Below are 16,170 nucleotides of genomic sequence, written 5' to 3'. Positions count from 1 at the left end.
CTTCGTCCGTCTTGTAGGCGTGGGCCACCATGCCGTCGACCTTGCCGCCGCCTTCGACGCCGCGGATGGCGGTGGTCCAGCCGTACAGCGAGTGCGCCTGCGTGATGCGAAGGCCGAGCTGGTAGGCCGCGTTGGCCCACAGGTACTTGCCGTGGTCGGTGCCGTCCACGTCTTCCTCGTAGTTGAAGTTCTCCACGGGAATGGTCTTGGCGCCGTAGGGCAGGCGGGCCGCATAGCTGGGCAGCACCAGCGAGACGTAGCGCGAGTCTTCCGATTCGCGGAAGCCGCGCCACGAGGCGAGCTCGGCGCTCTCGAAGGTCTTGGACAGGTCGCGCGGAATGCCGAGTTCGGTGAACGACTTGAAGTCGAACAGGGCGGGCGCGGCTGCTGCGATGAAGGGCGCGTGCGCGGCGGCCGCCACGCGCGAGATGCGCTCCAGCAGCGCGATGTCCTGCGGATGGCGGCCGAAGTAGTAGTCGCCGATCAGCAGCGAGTAGGGGTGGCCGCCGTAGGTGCCGTATTCCTCTTCGTAGATCTTCTTGAAGAGCACGCTGGTGTCGTGGTCGACGGCGCCTTCCAGGTCCTTCAGCAGGTCCTTCTTGCTCACGTTGAGCAGGCGCAGCTTGAGGTTGCTGCCGGTCTCGGTGCCGAACACCATGTCGTGCAGGCCGCGCCACGAGGCCTCGAGGGCCTGGAACTCGGGCGCGTGGAGGATCGCGTTGAGCTGGTCGGTCAGCAGGCGGTCGATCTCGGCGACGCGCTCGTTGATCAGCGTGACCACGCCCTTGTCGGGACTGGTCTTCATGCCCTCGTCGAGGATCTGCGAAGCCAGCTGGCCGATCAGCTTCTTCGCGTAGGCACCCTGCGAGGGCTCCGTCGTCATGTTGCCTTCGTAGACGATCTGGTCGAGCAGGCTCATGTCACTGGTCGTGACGGTGGTTGCTGCTGCACTGCCGGTTTCGGCGGCTTTGGATTTGTTGGCCATCTCTATCACCATTCATGAAGTGCCGGGCTGCGCCGCGAGGAGCAGCGGCCGGCGTGGTTGATCACGCTGCCGGTGCTTCGGCTTCGGGGGAGGTTTGTGCGGCAGCTTCCGGGGAAGCGGCGGTGGAGGCCTGGACCGGCGCGGCGTCGGTTTCAGCCTTGGCCTGGCTCTGCACTGTCTTGAGGTCTTCGCTGTTCTTCACCACGCGCTCGAGCAGGCCGTCGAGTTCGTCGTTGCCGTCGAGCTTGGCGAGCAGATCGCGCAGCTGCTGGCGCGCTTCGAGCAGCTTGGCCAGGCGGGGCACCTGGCTCACGATGGCTTCGGGATGGAAGTCGCCGAACTCCTTGAAGTTCAGCTCGATCTTCAGGTTGCCTTCGCCCTTCATGGTGTCGGGCACCGAGAGGTCCAGGCGCGGGGCGATGTTGCCGAGCACGCCGTCGAAGTTGTCGCGGTCGATCTCGACGAAGCGGCGCTCCTTGAGCTTGGGCAGCGGCTGCACGGGCTGGCCCGACAGGTCGGCCAGCAGGCCCACCACGAGCGGCAGCTCCTTCTTTTCGACTGCGTCGCCGATCTCGACGTCGTAGGTGATCTGGACGCGCGGCGGACGGTTGCGTCCCACCCATTTTTGCAAGCTGTTCGACATAGTTCGCTCTCGGAAAAAGGTTGAAGTGACAGGAACACAGCTCGTGTGTTCTTCGACGCAGCTCCGCCCTGTGGAGGCGGCGCGCGGCCCGTTGCCGTTGCAGTCCCGGCATGCTTGGAGACGTACGAAAGATACAAATAGAGATATCTCGCAACAATCCCCTGAATTGGGTAGATACCCAATGAATCGCGAAAAAACTGGAGAAAAGGCAAGCCATGTCTCCGTGGAAACTCATGTAATTGAGCGTTTTTTCACGTAATTGACATGCAAATGAAGCGCGTGTTAGCGAAAAGACGTGCAAAGACGAGCGTCCGATCGGCCGCAACGGGCGCAGGACGCGCGCACAGGGTTACCTCGGGCAGGTCCTGGCTCGCGCGGGGCGGGCGATTTGTAACAGTGAAGGCTGAGGATGCGGCGCCGGCCGCGACGGGGATGCAAGAGGCTCGCGAGAGGCCCTTGCGAAGAGGAAGGACGCGGAGGCGCCGCTTACAGTTCGATGAAGGCCGAGGTGGCTTTGTTGAGCGCCAGCATGCCCTTGGCCGTGATCGATTCGACCTGTGCGAGCTGGCGGATCGCGCGGGCGTCTGACGCGTGGTCGGCCGGCGGAATGAATGCAGTCACCAACTCTGCGGCGCGCAGCACGCGCAGCCTGTCGATGTCGGCCGGCGTGTGAACGACGTATGGCAATTTCTGCTCGGCGATGGTCCGAAGAAATTCCATGGACATGAGCCATCTCCTTTTGGTTGAGGGCGTTCGGGACATTGTGCGCACAAACAATTAGCGTTGTTTAAACCCTGCGCTGCGCGTGCCTTTCTTCGCGTGTACCGAAGTGTTCCTTTCGCGAAGCGAAGGCGACGAAGGTGCCAGTTTGTTTCCGGCGACCTGCCGGCGAGCTGACTGGTGCAGCGCCTGTTCGATGGCTAGCTGAGGGCCTGCACGGGCCACGCGGCGGTGTCCGGCGTCACGATGTGCCAGCGCACCGGATCGATGCCTTCGAAGGTCGCGCGATAGCGATCGCAGGTGCGGCCTTCGCCCGTCACGTCGCGTATCACGATGCTGTCGATGCGCTCCGGATGCGAGCGAAACGTTTGCGCGTAGATCTCGGGATCGGCCTCGCCCGAATCGCCCACCAGCACGAAGCGGCGCTGCGGAAATTCCGCGAGCAGCCGGGCTATCACGCCGAGCTTGTGCTCGCGCGAATCGTCGTCGCCCGGAATGAGCGTGCGCCACGTCGTGCTCTCGCGCAGGTGCATGCTGCCCGGCGGAAAATCCGCGTTGCGGATGAAGTCCGACAGCGCCGGATACAGCTGTATGGGGCTCGCCGAAAGATAGTGGAAGCGCGTGCCCGGCGCTTTCGCCAGCGCGCGATACCAGCCCGCCATGCGCGGTGCAGCCTCGAAGCGGCGCGCGAATGTGTTGAGCAGCATCTCGCGCCGGTCGCGCACCTGCGTGCGCTTGATGGTGTCGTCGATGTCCGAGATGACCGACACACCCTGCTCGGGCACCACGAGCGCCTGGCCCCTGAAGCGATGCAGCAGTTCGCCCGGGCCGGTCACGCCATGGAACTGCACCCACTCCTGCGGCGAAGGCGACGTAGGCAGCAGCGGCGCGCGGGGCATGTCGATCACGATGCGCAGGTTGCAACGGCCGTCCTTGCCCGAAGGCGGCATCGTCACGCGCGTGGGGCTGCCGTCGAAGTCGACGCCGATCACCTTGCCTTCTTCCGACTCCGCATGGAAGAGCGCGGTGCGCTGGTTGAAGCGCAGGCGCGCGGCGGGCGAGAGCTTCTTCAGGCTCAGGCCGAGGTAGCGCGCAAGGGTCGTGTCGAGTCCCCAGCGATGCTCGCGCTCGAAGATCCATGCGTGGACGTCGACCTCGAGCCGGCCATCGGCGGTGGGGCGCGCCGTGCCGGTCATGAAGAGCGCTTCTTCGTCGGGCTCCAGTGGCTGCGCCGCTTGCAGGGCCTGCATCGGCGCAAGGCCCGCGAGCAGGGCCGCGCCGGCGATCACCGAGCGGCGTCGCAAGCCGGACGGGAGCGGCCGGTGCGCAACGCCTTCGCTCATCGCCCTGTTTTCTTATTTCTCCGCCGCTGGGGCGATGCGCTCGTAGGTCACGAAGCTGAAGCCAAGGCCTTCCTTGGCCGAGACATGCGATTCGCGCCGAGTCTCGCGCCAGGAGACGGCATCGAGCTCGGGCGCGTAGGCATCGCCCTCGTAGTCGCGCGCGACCTCGGTCACCACAGCGCGCTGCGCGAGCGGCTCGGCCTCGGCGTAGATCTGCGCGCCGCCGATGACCCAGGCGGTATCGGTCTCCGGCGAGTCGCAGTGCGACAGCGCCTCCTGCAGGCTGCCCGCGCGTTGTGCGCCCTCGGCCTGCCAGTCGGCCTGCCGCGTGATCACGATGTTGCGCCGGCCCGGCAGCGGACGGAAGCGCGGCGGCAGCGAGTCCCAGGTCTTGCGGCCCATGATCACCGGTGCGCCGGCGGTCTGCTGCTTGAAGTGCGCCATGTCCTCCGGGATGTGCCAGGGGATGGTGTTGTTGATGCCGATCACGCCGTTGGCGGCGCGGGCGAAGATGAGGTTGATGCGGGGCTTGCTCATCGGGCTCTCACCGCTCATACCGCAACGGGCGCCTTGATCGGGTCGTGATGCCGGTAGTCCAGCACCTCGAAGTCCTCGTACTGGTAGTCGAAGATCGAGGCCGGCTTGCGCTTGATGTTCAGCGTGGGGTACGGGTAGGGTGTGCGGCTCAGCTGCAGCGCCACCTGTTCGGCATGGTTGCTGTAGATGTGGCAGTCGCCGCCGGTCCAGATGAAGTCGCCCACGTCGAGGTCGCACTGCTGCGCGATCATGTGCGTGAGCAGCGCATAGCTCGCGATGTTGAAGGGCACGCCCAGAAAGATGTCGGCGCTGCGCTGGTAGAGCTGGCAGCTGAGCTTGCCGCGTTCGCCCTCGGCCTGCGGCGGCGCCACGTAGAACTGGAAGAAGGCGTGGCAGGGCATGAGCGCCATCTTCGACAGCTCGGCCACGTTCCACGCGCTCACGATGATGCGGCGCGAATCGGGGTTGGTCTTGAGCGTCTTGACGACTTCGGAAATCTGGTCGATGTGGCCGCCATCGGGCGTGGGCCAGCTGCGCCACTGCACGCCGTACACGGGGCCGAGGTCGCCGTCCTCGCGCGCCCATTCGTCCCAGATGGTGACGCCGCGTTCCTTGAGCCAGTTGTTGTTGCTGGAGCCGGTGAGGAACCACAGCAGTTCCTGGATGATGGACTTCAGGTGCACCTTCTTGGTGGTGACCAGCGGGAAGCCCTCGTTGAGGTCGAAGCGCATCTGGTGGCCGAACACGCTCTTGGTGCCGGTGCCCGTGCGGTCGCTCTTGAAGACGCCATGGGTGTCGACATGGCGCATGAAATCTTCGTACTGGGAGCGGACGGGGCGGGCGGGCGTGGAGGTCATGGGGGAGGGGCTTCCGGGGGGATCTGGCGGGAGGCTTCGAATTTTAAGTGCCCGKGCGTAGCATCGCCCGGATGAGCTCCGACCACCCCCACGACGACAGCGGCCACGGTCACGACCATGGCCATGAACACAGCGAACTCGGAGAAATGGACCTGCGCGTGCGCGCGCTCGAGAGCGTGCTCGCGCGGAAGGGCTACATCGACCCGGCCGCGCTCGACGTGCTGATCGACACCTACCAGACCCGCATCGGCCCGCGTAACGGCGCGAGGGTGGTGGCGCGGGCCTGGGTCGATCCGGCCTTCCGGCAGTGGCTGCTGACGGACGCCACGGCGGCCATCGCCTCGCTGGGCTACACCGGCAGGCAGGGCGAGCACATGGTGGCGGTGGAGAACACCGGCGACACGCACCACATGGTGGTGTGCACTCTGTGCAGCTGCTACCCGTGGCCGGTGCTGGGCCTGCCGCCCACCTGGTACAAGAGCGCGCCGTACCGCTCGCGTGCGGTGAAGGACCCGCGCGGCGTGCTTGCCGACTTCGGCGTGACTCTGCCCGAGACCACGCGCATCCGCGTATGGGATTCGACCGCCGAGGTGCGCTACCTCGTCATCCCGCAGCGGCCCGCCGGCACCGAGGGCCTGAGCGAAGAGCAGCTTGCCGACCTGGTCTCGCGCGATTCGATGATCGGCACGCGGCTGGCCGGTGCACCGGTTGAAGCCGGGAGCGCCGCATGAGCTACGCGACGAAGGCCGACCTCGGCGGACAGCCCGGCTTCGGCAAGGTGGTGCCCGAAGCCGAGGGCGAACTCTTCCATGCCGACTGGGAGCCGCGTGCCTTGGCACTGGTGTTGGCCATGGGTGCGACGGGCTCCTGGAACATCGATGCGAGCCGCTCCGTGCGCGAGACGCTGCCCGACTACGGCGAGCTGAGCTACTACCAGATATGGCTTCGCGCGCTGGAGCAGCTGATGCTGCAGCGCGGCCAGATCTTTCCCGGCGAGATCGCGAGCGGCGAGATGAGCCACCCGGCCGCGCCCGTGGCCCGCGTGCTGCGCGCGGCCGATGTGCCGGCGGTGCTGGCCAAGGGCTCGCCCGCCGAACGGCCGGCACCCGCACCGGCACGCTTCGCCCCGGGCCAGGAGGTGCGCATGCATCTGGGCAAGGTCGACCATCACACGCGCCTGCCGGCCTATGTGCAGGGCAAGCGCGGCACCATCGTCCACGTGCATGGCACGCATGTGTTCGCCGACACGAACGCGCAAGGGCTCGGCGAGCACCCGCAGTGGCTCTACACGGTGGAGTTCGACGAGGCCGAGCTCTGGGGCGGCGATGCGCCGCGCCAGAACCTCTCGGTGTCGGTCGATGCCTGGGAAAGTTACCTGGAGGCGGTGGCATGAGCGCAGAGCGCATGCCGTTGTCGCCCGGCATGCCGCGCGATGGGGACGGGCCGGTGTTCAGCGCGCCATGGGAGGCCCAGGCCTTCGCGATGACGCTGGCGCTGCACGAGCGCGGCCTTTTCACATGGCCCGAATGGGCCGAGGCGCTGGCTGCGCAGATCGCCGCGGCCCAGGCCGCTGGCGATCCCGACACCGGCCAGACCTACTACCTGCACTGGCTCGCCGCGCTCGAGAAGCTAGTGGCCAGCAAGGGCGCCAGCTCGGGCGACGAGCTGGCCCGCTACCGGCATGCGTGGGAGCACGCGGCCGGCCGCACGCCGCACGGTCAGCCGATCGAACTGCGCGGGGAAGACTTTCCCGGCTGAACTGTCTGTAGGGTGCGAGCGGCAAGGCGGGTGCGAGCCCGCTGCGACTTTCCCGGACCTCTCCAACAGAACGGACAACATGACGGCTCACGCGCGCCATCCCGCATCGGCTTCTTCCGTCTCTTCGGCCATGAAGTTCCTGGCCCCCGCCCGCCGCATGCTGCCATCGCCCAGTGCACCGCGCTCGCATGCGCGCTCTTCGCCGGCAACGCCATGGCGCAGAAGCCGCGCCAGGGCGTGCTCGGCATCCACACGCCGGAGGAGTACGCGGAAGTCGAGAGCGTGGTGCCGCGCATGTACCTGCTGTCGCGCATGCTGATGGACCTGAGCAGCGCGAACTGATCCGCGCGCTCAGCCGCGCTTCGGAATGCCCAACCCCGCCACGACGGCGGGGCGCGCCACGAAGGCTTCGAGCGTGCGCGCGACGTTCGGAAAATCCTTGAAGCCGACCAGATCGCCCGCCTCGTAGAAGCCGATCAGGTTGCGGATCCAGGGGAAGGTCGCGATGTCGGCGATGGTGTAGTCGTTGCCCATGATCCATGCGCGATCGGCCAGGCGCCTGTCGAGCACGCTCAGCAGTCGCTTCGATTCGTTCACGTAGCGGTCGCGCGGGCGCTTGTCCTCATAGTCCTTGCCGGCGAACTTGTTGAAGAAGCCGAGCTGACCGAACATGGGGCCGATGCCGCCCATCTGGAACATCACCCACTGCAGGGTCTCGTAGCGGCCGGCGGCGTCCTGCGGGATGAACTTGCCGGTCTTCTCGGCCAGGTACATCAGGATCGCGCCCGATTCGAACAGCGCCAGCGGCTTGCCGCCCGGGCCATCGGGATCGAGGATGGCGGGGATCTTGTTGTTCGGATTGAGCGACAGGAACTCCGGCGACATCTGGTCGTTGGTCTCGAAGCTCACGAGGTGCGGCTCGTAGGGCAGGCCGGTTTCCTCCAGCATGATCGACACCTTCACGCCGTTGGGCGTGGGCAGCGAATACAGCTGCAGCCGCTCGGGGTGCTGCGCGGGCCACTTCTTCGTGATGGGGAAGCTCGAGAGATCGGTCATGAAAGGGTCCTTGAGGGAAGAAGACTGCAAGCGCGGGATTCTGCCCGGGCCCGAAGCCGGGCGTGCGGGTGCGGTCTTGTGCTTCCCAGGGCTTGACGAAGCCCGCGGGGCTCGTTCCGCGCGACTCTTGCCGCGGTCTTGTTCCATGCCACGGGAACCTTCCTCTTGATGGAGCAGCCTCCGCTGGCTGCACGCCGGTCCATCTATCGGAAGCGGAAGACAAGGCGCGCCAGTTTTGTCCGACGCGCCCGGGGGGCGCGTGAGCGCAGACTCCCGCCGTCATCGACAGGAGGAACAAGAGATGAGAAGCCGAAATCGCCGAGGTTCTCGGCAACCACAGACACAGACGCAAGCGCCGCGGGGAGAGTTCTGGCTCCTGCTTGCCATGGCGGTGCTGATCGCAACCATCGCCCTGTTGCACCTGGCGGTGGAACGCGAACGCGCGGGTGGAAATTTTCAGTTCGATCTTCTTCAGCTGCTGGCCGAGGCGCCAGCCAAGAGCCCGGTGACGACGATGAGCCTGCAGGAAGAAATCCGTTGATACGGCTGCATGCCGGTCCGCGGGCAAGGGGCAAGGTGATCCGCGGATGACGGAACATGCAGTGGTGATTGCTGGAGCGGGCCCGACGGGCCTGGTGCTGGCGGGCGAATCGGCTCTGGCGGGCGTGGAGATGTCTCGCCATGGTCTGGCCGCGTGAAGCTGGTTCACGGCAGCTGCGAGGGTCCATGTGAGTTATCCGCGCTGGGACCGGTCGCCGCGCCGGCAGCGGTGCTGCTCAGGCCCGATGGCTATGTGGCGTGGGTGGGCGCCAGCGCAGGGGATGGTCCTTGGAGGCGATGAACAGGTGGTTCGGGGCGCCTGACCAGAGCGGTTTCGCGACCCCGCGGGCTTGTCGCGGTCTTCATCGCCGGAACACGGGAGACGCTCGCCAAGCCGGAGAGCCGCCGCGGTAGATTCTCGTGACCGGCGGCTGCGGGGTGCTCGCACCCAGGGGCGAACTTCGCAGCCGCGGTTTCAACACAGCTCGATGGTTTTGCGCAGCAGCCCCGATGCATCGGCACTCGGCCCGACGAGGATCTCGACCTCGCCGGCCTCGAACAGGGGCTGCAGGTCCGGACCGGGATAGCACAGCTCGGCAGCCGGCAGCTCCAGTTCGACCGAGCCGGTCTCGCCGGGCTTCAGCAGCAGCTTCGCGTAGCCCTTGAGTTCCAGCAGCGGCCGGGTGACGCGGCTCACCTTGCGGTGGGTGAACAGGAAGACAGTTTCTTCAGCCTCTCGCGCGCCGCTGTTGCTCAGCCTGACGCCGATCTTCAGCGTGTCCTGCTCGCGCACACGCCTCGGCTCGACCTGGAGTTCGTCGTAGCTGAAGCGGCCGTAGCCCAGTCCGTGGCCGAAGGCATACAGCGGCGAGTTGTCGACGTCCTGGTATTTGCTCGTGAAATAGTCGCCTGGGGACATCGGCCGGCCGGAAGGACGCTGGCCGAAATAGATCGGCACCTGCCCGACGGCGCGCGGCCAGCTCATGGGCGTGCGGCCACTGGGGCTCGTCCGGCCCGTGACCACGTCGGCGATCGCGTTGCCGGCCTCGACGCCGAGGAACCATGCGGCCAGCATTGCATCTGCGTGTTCGGCCAGCCAGGGGATGACGAGCGGGCGACCCGAGAACAGGATCGCGATGACGGGTATGCCAAGCGCCTTCGCGCGGGCCGTCACTGCTTCGGCCAGGGCCTGCTGCCGGCCTGCAAGAGCGGGCGTGGCGCGGCTGGCCGCTTCGCCGCTCATGGTGGCGCGCTCGCCCAGGCACAGCAGCACGGCTTCGGCACCGTCGCACAGCGCGACGGCGGCGTCGATGCCGCTGTCGTCATCGCTCTCGATGGCGACGCCCGGCGCGTGGCGTATGTCGGCCTGCGGCAGCGCGGCGCGCAGGCCGGCCAGCACGGTGACCGCCGGCTCGTGTTCGCCCGCACCCCACCACGGGCCCTTCATCTCGGTGTTCGCGTCGGCCAGCGGGCCGATGACGCACAGCGTCTTCGCKGATGCGGGCAAGGGCAGGGTGTCGCGCTCGTTCCTGAGCATGACGATGGCCTTGCGCGCTGCGTCGCGCGCCACCGTGCGCCGCTCGGCAACGGCTTCGGCAGGCTCGGGCGTCCCGCCGCGGCGGTAGGGGTCGTCGAACAGGCCGAGCTGCTCCTTGAGCCGCAGCACGCGGCGCACGCTCGCGTCGATCTCCTCGATGGTCACGCGGCCCTGTTCGAGTGCGACCGGCAGGCCCTTGCGGTACGCGTCGGCCATCATGTCGATGTCGACGCCGGCCTTCAGCGCCAGCACTGCTGCATCGACGAGATCGGCGGCGACGCCGTGCTTGATGAGTTCCGCGATCGCGTTGTAGTCGCTGACGATCACGCCCTCGAAGCCCATCTCGCCGCGCAGCCAGTCGCGCAGCAGCGGGATGTGCGCCGTCATCGGCACGCCGTTGAGATCGGTGAAGGCGGGCATCAGTGTCGCGACACCTGCGCGCACGGCGGCCGCGAAGCCCGGCAGGTGCACTTCGTGCAGGGTGCGTTCGGAGATGTCGACCGCGGCGTACTCGCGCCCGGCGTTCACGCCGCCGTATGCGACGAAATGCTTCGCACAGGCCGCCAGCGATTCGGCCGACGACAGGTCGGCGCCCTGGAAGCCTCGAACCTTGGCCTGCGCGATGCGCGCGTTGAGCCACGGGTCTTCGCCGGGGCCTTCCGCCGTGCGGCCCCAGCGCGGATCGCGCGATACGTCGAGCATCGGCGCGAAGGTCATCGCGAGGCCGTCGGCCGCGCCTTCGCGCGCGGCCTCGCGCGCGGTGCGCTCCCAGAGCCTGTCGTCGAAGGCGCCGGCCTCCGCGAGCGGGATCGGAAAGAGCGTGCGATGGCCATGGATGATGTCCAGGCCGATCAAGAGAGGAATGCCCAGCCGCGACTTCTCGACGGCCAGCCGCTGCATCTCGTGCGTGGGACCGGCCCCGACCATGTTCAGCAGGTTGCCGACGGTGCCGTCGATGATCGACTGCGTGGAGTCTCCCGCGAGCACCGGTCCGGTGACCGTGTAGCTGGAGGCAGTCATGGTGAGCTGGCCGAGCTTTTCGGGCAGCGTCATCCGGGCCATGAGGGTATCGATGCGACTCATCAGGGATTTCGAATAGAGCCCAGGGGCCTCAATGATGGCATGCTGCGGGGCAAGGCCATCGGCCATGTGGTGTGGGCGATGATTCGATGAAACCAAAGGTCACACCGAAGACGACAACGACGAAAGGATCCGTTCGTGTTGAAGGATGAGAGAACCCCGAAGGAACTGGCGGCGCTGCCCGACGAGGCCTTGATCGAGGCCGTGCAGCGGCAGACCTTCCGCTATTTCTGGGACGGCGCCGATGCCGCCAGCGGGCTGGCGCTCGACCGCCGTACGCTGGTCGCCGCCACGGGCGAGGACCTGGCCGACGAGCGGGTCGCAATCGGCGGCACCGGCTTCGGCATCATGGCCCTGATCGTCGCGGTGGAGCGAGGCTGGGTCTCGCGCGACGCGGCGCTGGAGCGCCTGGGGCGCATGCGCGACGCGCTCCTTCGCGCCAGGCGCTACCACGGCGCCTTCCCGCACTTCATGGACGGCGCGAGCGGCGAGACGATCCCGATGAGCCCCAAGGACGACGCGGGCGACCTGGTCGAGACCTCGTTCCTGTGCATGGCCCTGCTCTGCGCGCGCCAGTACTTCGACGACGACACGGCCATGGCGCGCCGGCTGCGCGCCGACTTCGACACGCTGTGGCACGAGGTCGAGTGGGACTGGTTCACCCAAGGGGGGCGCGACGTGCTGTACTGGCACTGGAGCCCGAACCACGGCTGGGCGATGAACCACGAGGTTCATGGCTGGAACGAGTGCCTCATCACGTACTTCATGGCCGCGGCTTCGCCGAGCCATGCGATCGATCCGCGCGTCTACCACCGCGGCTACGCCTCGGGGCCCGACTTCCTCAACGGCCGCTCGTACCACGGCATCGAACTGCCGCTGGGCCCGCCCAACGGCGGCCCGCTGTTCTTCGCGCACTACTCGTTCTGCGGCCTCGATCCGCGCGGCCTGAAGGACCGCTACGCCGACTACTGGGACCTCAACACCCGTCACGTGCGGGTTAACCGCGCGCACTGCATCGCCAATCCCCGGGGCTTCGCGGGCTATGGCGAGTCGTGCTGGGGCCTGACGGCCAGCGATGACCCCGATGGCTACCTCGCGCACGACCCCAACAACGACAACGGCACCATCTCGCCGACGGCCGCGTTGGCCAGCCTGCCGTATGCGCCCGCCGAGGTGCTGAAGGTGCTGCGGCATTTCCTCAAAGTGCACGGCACGCGGGTGTGGCGCGACTACGGCTTCGTCGATGCGTTCTGCGAGTCACGCGGCTGGTTCGCCGACACCTACCTGGCCATCGACCAGGGGCCCATCGTCGTGATGATGGAGAACCACCGCACCGGCCTGCTGTGGAAGCTGTTCATGAGCGCGCCCGAGGTGCGGGCCGGTCTGCGCCGGCTCGACTTCAGCAGCCCTTGTCTCGGATCGCCCGCACCGTGAGTTCCGGCGCGGCGAACGCCCAGGATCCGGCCTTCGAGTCCTGGCTCGAGGTGCAGCTGGCCCACTCGGCAAGAGGAATGCTGGCCAGCGTCTCGCCGACCTCGATCGTCAAGCACCGCACGGGCTTCGGCCAGACCGTGCGCCCGGTGGCCGGCGCCATCGTCGCTTCGCCCGTGCTCGGTGACTACAACCCCGACCCGGACTACTTCTTCCATTGGTTCCGCGACTCCGCCGTCGTCATCGATGCGCTCCGGCTGCTCTATGCCGACGGGCGCATCGGCGCCGAAGCGCTGCGGCATCTGCGCGACTTCACCCGCTTCAGCCTTGCCCTGAACGGGCTCGACGGCCGGGCAATTGCCGCAATGCCGGACCGCAGGGCGCGCGTGGCCCCCGGACTGCTGCAGTACCTGCGCGAGGATCGGGACTTGGCAAGCATCCACGGCGACGCGGTCGTCGCCGAGACACGGGTGAACCCCGACGGCACGCTCGACATCCTGCGCTGGGCGCGCCCCCAGCACGACGGGCCGCCGCTGCGCGCGCTGGCGCTGCTGCGCTGGGTGGCCGGCGGGCATGTCGACGATGCGGGCCTGCTGGCCGAGGTCACGTCGCTGATCCGCTTCGATCTCGGCTTCACGCTGCGTCACTGGCGCGAGCCGTCGTTCGACATCTGGGAGGAGGAAAACGGCCATCACTACTACACGCTGCGTGTCTCGGCTGCCGCGCTGGCCGAAGGCGCGGTATGGCTGGAGAGCCAGGGCGACACGGCACAGGCGCAGCGCTGCCGTGAAGAGTCGCAAGCCGTGCTGCGCCAGCTCGACGGCTACTGGGTCGATGGCCGGGACGCGGCCCACGGCTACTACCGTTCACGCGTGCTGGCGGACGGCGGGCCCGGTGCGAAGGCACTGGACATCGCGGTGATCCTCTCGGCGATCCACAGCATCGGCACCGGAGCCGAACACGGCCCGGGCGACCCGCGCATGCAGGCCACGCTGGCGCGGCTGGACGCGCTGTTCGACGAGGCCTATCCGATCAACCACGGCCGCGCCGCAGGCCGTGGCGCGGCAATGGGCCGCTACGCCGGCGACGTGTACTGCTCGGGCGGCGCGTACTATTTCTCGACGCTCGGCGCCGCCGAGTTCTGTTTCCGCGCTGCGGCGGCGCAGGGCGGCGATGCGCATCATCGGAACCAGTGGATCGGGCGCGGCGATGCCTATCTCGCCACCGTGCGCGCCTACACGCCAGCCAGCGGCGATCTGTCCGAGCAGTTCGACCAGCGCAGCGGAGAGCAGACTTCGGCGAAGCAGCTGGCCTGGAGCCATGCCGCGTTCATCTCGTGCGTCTCGGCGCGTCGCGCCGCGCTCGCCGCCTCCGGGGAGCCGCGCCGACGATGAGCGAAAGCGCAGAGACCCGTGCCGAGCCCGTCGCAAGGGTTKGCGTCTTCCGCCAGGTCGGCGAGCTGATCGGCGCCCTGCGGGGCTCTCCGGTCTCGAAGAAGCTGGTAGCACTGATCGGTGCGATCGTCGTGGTCATCGCGCTCACGGCGTACGGGCAGATTGAGCTCAACAGCTGGAACAAGCCTTTCTACGACGCGATCTCGCGCCGTGACCTGAGCGAGTTCATCGCGCAGGTCGGCGTCTTCGCGGTGATCGCGGGCGTGCTGCTGATCCTGAACGTCGCGCAGAGGTGGCTGGCCGAAACCCTGCAGATGAGACTGCGCGAGGCCGTGGTCAACGACCTCGTGGGGCTGTGGTTGCAGCCGCGCCGCGCGTTCTGGCTCCAGGCCAGCGGGCCGATGGGCGCGCATCCGGACCAGCGCATGCACGAGGACACGCTCAAGCTGTGCGACCTGTCGGTCAACCTCGGCGTGGGCCTGCTGCAGGCCGCGATGCTGTTCGGCAGCTTCGCGAGCGTGCTGTGGGTGCTTTCCAAGGACTTCACCATCTTCTTCAACGGCGAGGACTATGTGCTGCCCGGCTTCATGCTGTGGGCGGCGATTGCCTATGCGGTGGCCGGCTCGCTGGCCGCCTACTGGATCGGCAACGGCCTGATCTCGCGCAACGCCGAGCGCTATGCGCGCGAAGGCGAGCTGCGCTTCTCGCTCACGCGCATCAACGAGCATCTGGACGGCATCTCGCTGGCCGGCGGCGAAGCCGACGAGAAGCGCCGCGTCGCCGTGCATTTCGGCGACGTGCTGCGCGCCACCTCGCGCGTGGTGCTCGGGCTGACCAACCTGACCTGGGCCACTGCGGGCTTCGGCTGGGTCACCGTCATCGCGCCGACGCTGGTGGCCGCGCCGCTGTACTTCTCGGGGAAGGTGTCGTTCGGCGGCCTGATGATGGCAGCCGCGGCCTTCACGCAGGCGCAGTCGTCGCTGCGCTGGTTCGTCGACAACTTCAGCATCATTGCCGACTGGCGCGCCACGCTTCTGCGCGTCACCGATCTGCGCCGGATGCTGGCGTCCGACCTGGAGACACAGGCGGGCGAAAGCCGCATCGCCTACGAGGAGAGCGGGGACGGGGCGCTTGCGATGGAATCGCTCGAGGTCCGCTCCTGGAGCGGCCATGACCGGCTGGACGCTCCGGCGCTCGTCGTGCGGCGCGGCCAGTGCGTCCTGATCCTGGGCACGCCGGGCACCGAGAAGACGCTGCTGTTCCGTGCGGTCGCGGGCCTCTGGCCCTGGGGCTCGGGCACCGTGCGCCGGCCGCGCGGCGAAACCGTCCACTACATGCCGCGCGGCACGCCCTACATTCCCCGCGGTACGCTGGCCGAGGTGTTGTCGTACGCGATGGAGCCGACGACCTATCCGAGGGAAGCCTTGGTCGCGGCGCTGGCCAGCGTGGGCCTCCAGCGCCTGGAGCCGCTGCTGGACAGGAGGGGGCGCTGGGAGAGCGAGCTGAGCATGGACGAGCAGTTGCGGCTGGGTTTCGCCCGCGTGGTGCTGCAGGAGCCGCCATGGCTGGTGATGGACGAGGCTCTCAGCGCGTTCGACGACGACACGCTCGAACTCGTCATCGGCGCCTTGGGCAAACTCACGCGCACGGGCATCATTCACATAGGCTCGGCCGGCGGGGCGCACGACCGGCTGTTCACTCAGGTGGTTCATCTGGTCAAGGCGCCGCACGCAGTGCCCGAGGAGCAGCGACCATGAGACGCCCCGTGTCAACCGTCAGCCGCGCGCGCCGCGCCCTCATGCGGGTGGTCCTTGCGCTGCCTGCCTGGCCCGGCTGGGCCAGGGCGGCCGATTTTGGCTTCCGGCCGCCGGGCGATCCGGACGATGCCGCCGCGGCGGACGTGATGCGGGACCTGGCCGAGCGCATCCTGCCGGTGTACCAGGACGCTGACAAGGATGCCTTCCTGGCCAACGTGACGGCCCTGCAGATCGTCAGCGGCGCCTACCGCGCGGCCCAGGACAGCAGCCGCCTGCTGCGCGAGCGCCGCCAGGGCAAGCCTTTCGACATGCTGGCCGAGCGTGCCGTTCTCGACGGCATCCATGCGCGTGCGCGGGTGCTCGAAGTCGAGGGGCGCATCGGCTTCAGGCAAGCCTACGCGCGCGCGTTCCAGGAACTGGTTTCGCCGCTCGACAACATGCAGGCCCAGGCCGTGATGACGCGGCTGGAGATTCCACCGGCCGTGTTCAGGGAGCAGCTGCGCCAGGCATTCGATCTCTGGCGCGCGAAGGG

The 16,170-nt window shown here is 67.8% G+C and carries 17 protein-coding genes and 1 pseudogene; 10 read left to right on the top strand and 8 right to left on the bottom strand.

What is annotated here, in order from left to right:
• From tssC to QMO14_RS30360, 6 genes are all read right to left on the bottom strand, one after another.
• Positions 1-985, bottom strand: a 985-nt coding sequence (gene tssC, locus QMO14_RS30385) for a type VI secretion system contractile sheath large subunit (RefSeq protein ID WP_301511744.1), incomplete at its 3' end; no start/stop codon positions are given.
• Between the two features lie 61 nt (positions 986-1,046).
• A complete protein-coding gene (gene tssB / locus QMO14_RS30380; RefSeq protein WP_301511742.1) occupies positions 1,047-1,628 on the bottom strand; it encodes a type VI secretion system contractile sheath small subunit in 582 nt (193 codons plus the stop codon).
• Between the two features lie 486 nt (positions 1,629-2,114).
• Positions 2,115-2,354, bottom strand: coding sequence for a hypothetical protein (locus QMO14_RS30375; protein WP_301511740.1), 240 nt, complete (start codon positions 2,352-2,354; stop codon positions 2,115-2,117).
• A 194-nt stretch (positions 2,355-2,548) separates the two neighbouring features.
• On the bottom strand, positions 2,549-3,691 hold the full coding sequence (locus QMO14_RS30370; RefSeq protein WP_301511739.1) for an App1 family protein: 1,143 nt from the start codon (positions 3,689-3,691) through the stop codon (positions 2,549-2,551).
• A 12-nt stretch (positions 3,692-3,703) separates the two neighbouring features.
• Complete coding sequence (locus QMO14_RS30365) at positions 3,704-4,228, bottom strand: dihydrofolate reductase (protein WP_301511738.1); 525 nt, start codon at positions 4,226-4,228, stop codon at positions 3,704-3,706.
• Between the two features lie 14 nt (positions 4,229-4,242).
• On the bottom strand, positions 4,243-5,085 hold the full coding sequence (locus QMO14_RS30360; protein ID WP_301511737.1) for a thymidylate synthase: 843 nt from the start codon (positions 5,083-5,085) through the stop codon (positions 4,243-4,245).
• A gap of 71 nt (positions 5,086-5,156) precedes the next feature.
• On the opposite strand from QMO14_RS30360, the gene nthA reads away from it, so the two are divergent.
• From nthA to QMO14_RS30340, 4 genes are all read left to right on the top strand, one after another.
• Complete coding sequence (gene nthA, locus QMO14_RS30355; protein ID WP_301511736.1) at positions 5,157-5,816, top strand: nitrile hydratase subunit alpha; 660 nt, start codon at positions 5,157-5,159, stop codon at positions 5,814-5,816.
• Positions 5,813-6,478 (top strand): nitrile hydratase subunit beta, encoded by a 666-nt coding sequence (nthB, locus tag QMO14_RS30350; protein WP_301511734.1) that lies wholly within the window; start codon positions 5,813-5,815, stop codon positions 6,476-6,478. Before nthA ends, nthB begins: the two co-directional genes overlap by 4 nt.
• Positions 6,475-6,843: a nitrile hydratase accessory protein gene (locus tag QMO14_RS30345; protein ID WP_301511733.1), complete on the top strand. Its 369-nt coding sequence runs from the start codon at positions 6,475-6,477 to the stop codon at positions 6,841-6,843. Before nthB ends, QMO14_RS30345 begins: the two co-directional genes overlap by 4 nt.
• Positions 6,844-7,056: 213 nt before the next feature.
• Positions 7,057-7,185 (top strand): hypothetical protein, encoded by a 129-nt coding sequence (locus QMO14_RS30340; protein WP_301511732.1) that lies wholly within the window; start codon positions 7,057-7,059, stop codon positions 7,183-7,185.
• A 9-nt stretch (positions 7,186-7,194) separates the two neighbouring features.
• On the opposite strand, the gene QMO14_RS30335 is transcribed toward QMO14_RS30340, so the two are convergent.
• The gene (locus tag QMO14_RS30335) at positions 7,195-7,899 is read right to left on the bottom strand and encodes a glutathione S-transferase N-terminal domain-containing protein (protein ID WP_301511731.1); all 705 of its coding nucleotides are present in this window, start codon (positions 7,897-7,899) and stop codon (positions 7,195-7,197) included.
• Positions 7,900-8,284: 385 nt separating this feature from the next.
• On the opposite strand from QMO14_RS30335, the gene QMO14_RS30330 reads away from it, so the two are divergent.
• On the top strand, positions 8,285-8,440 hold the full coding sequence (locus QMO14_RS30330; RefSeq protein ID WP_301511730.1) for a hypothetical protein: 156 nt from the start codon (positions 8,285-8,287) through the stop codon (positions 8,438-8,440).
• Positions 8,441-8,593: 153 nt separating this feature from the next.
• Complete coding sequence (locus QMO14_RS33440; RefSeq protein WP_367618185.1) at positions 8,594-8,740, top strand: hypothetical protein; 147 nt, start codon at positions 8,594-8,596, stop codon at positions 8,738-8,740.
• Between the two features lie 174 nt (positions 8,741-8,914).
• Here the strand turns inward: QMO14_RS33440 and QMO14_RS30325 are convergent, their stop codons facing one another.
• Positions 8,915-11,059, bottom strand: a complete 2,145-nt coding sequence (locus QMO14_RS30325; protein WP_301511729.1) for a glycoside hydrolase family 3 N-terminal domain-containing protein — start codon at positions 11,057-11,059, stop codon at positions 8,915-8,917.
• A gap of 135 nt (positions 11,060-11,194) precedes the next feature.
• Between QMO14_RS30325 and QMO14_RS30320 the strand changes: the two genes are divergently transcribed.
• From QMO14_RS30320 to QMO14_RS30305, 4 genes and pseudogenes are all read left to right on the top strand, one after another.
• On the top strand, positions 11,195-12,490 hold the full coding sequence (locus tag QMO14_RS30320) for a glucoamylase family protein (RefSeq protein WP_301511727.1): 1,296 nt from the start codon (positions 11,195-11,197) through the stop codon (positions 12,488-12,490).
• Positions 12,487-13,881, top strand: coding sequence for a glycoside hydrolase family 15 protein (locus QMO14_RS30315; protein WP_301511726.1), 1,395 nt, complete (start codon positions 12,487-12,489; stop codon positions 13,879-13,881). Before QMO14_RS30320 ends, QMO14_RS30315 begins: the two co-directional genes overlap by 4 nt.
• On the top strand, positions 13,878-15,638 hold the full coding sequence (locus QMO14_RS30310; protein ID WP_301511724.1) for an ABC transporter ATP-binding protein/permease: 1,761 nt from the start codon (positions 13,878-13,880) through the stop codon (positions 15,636-15,638). The genes QMO14_RS30315 and QMO14_RS30310 overlap by 4 nt, the downstream gene beginning before the upstream one ends.
• A pseudogene (locus tag QMO14_RS30305) lies at positions 15,635-16,170 on the top strand (peptidase S15); the annotation flags it as partial. The gene QMO14_RS30310 and the pseudogene QMO14_RS30305, both read left to right, overlap by 4 nt.

It is taken from the genome of Variovorax sp. CAN15 (assembly GCF_030462475.1).
Lineage (GTDB): Bacteria > Pseudomonadota > Gammaproteobacteria > Burkholderiales > Burkholderiaceae_C > Variovorax.
This window is presented reverse-complemented; position numbering and strand designations above follow the sequence as displayed.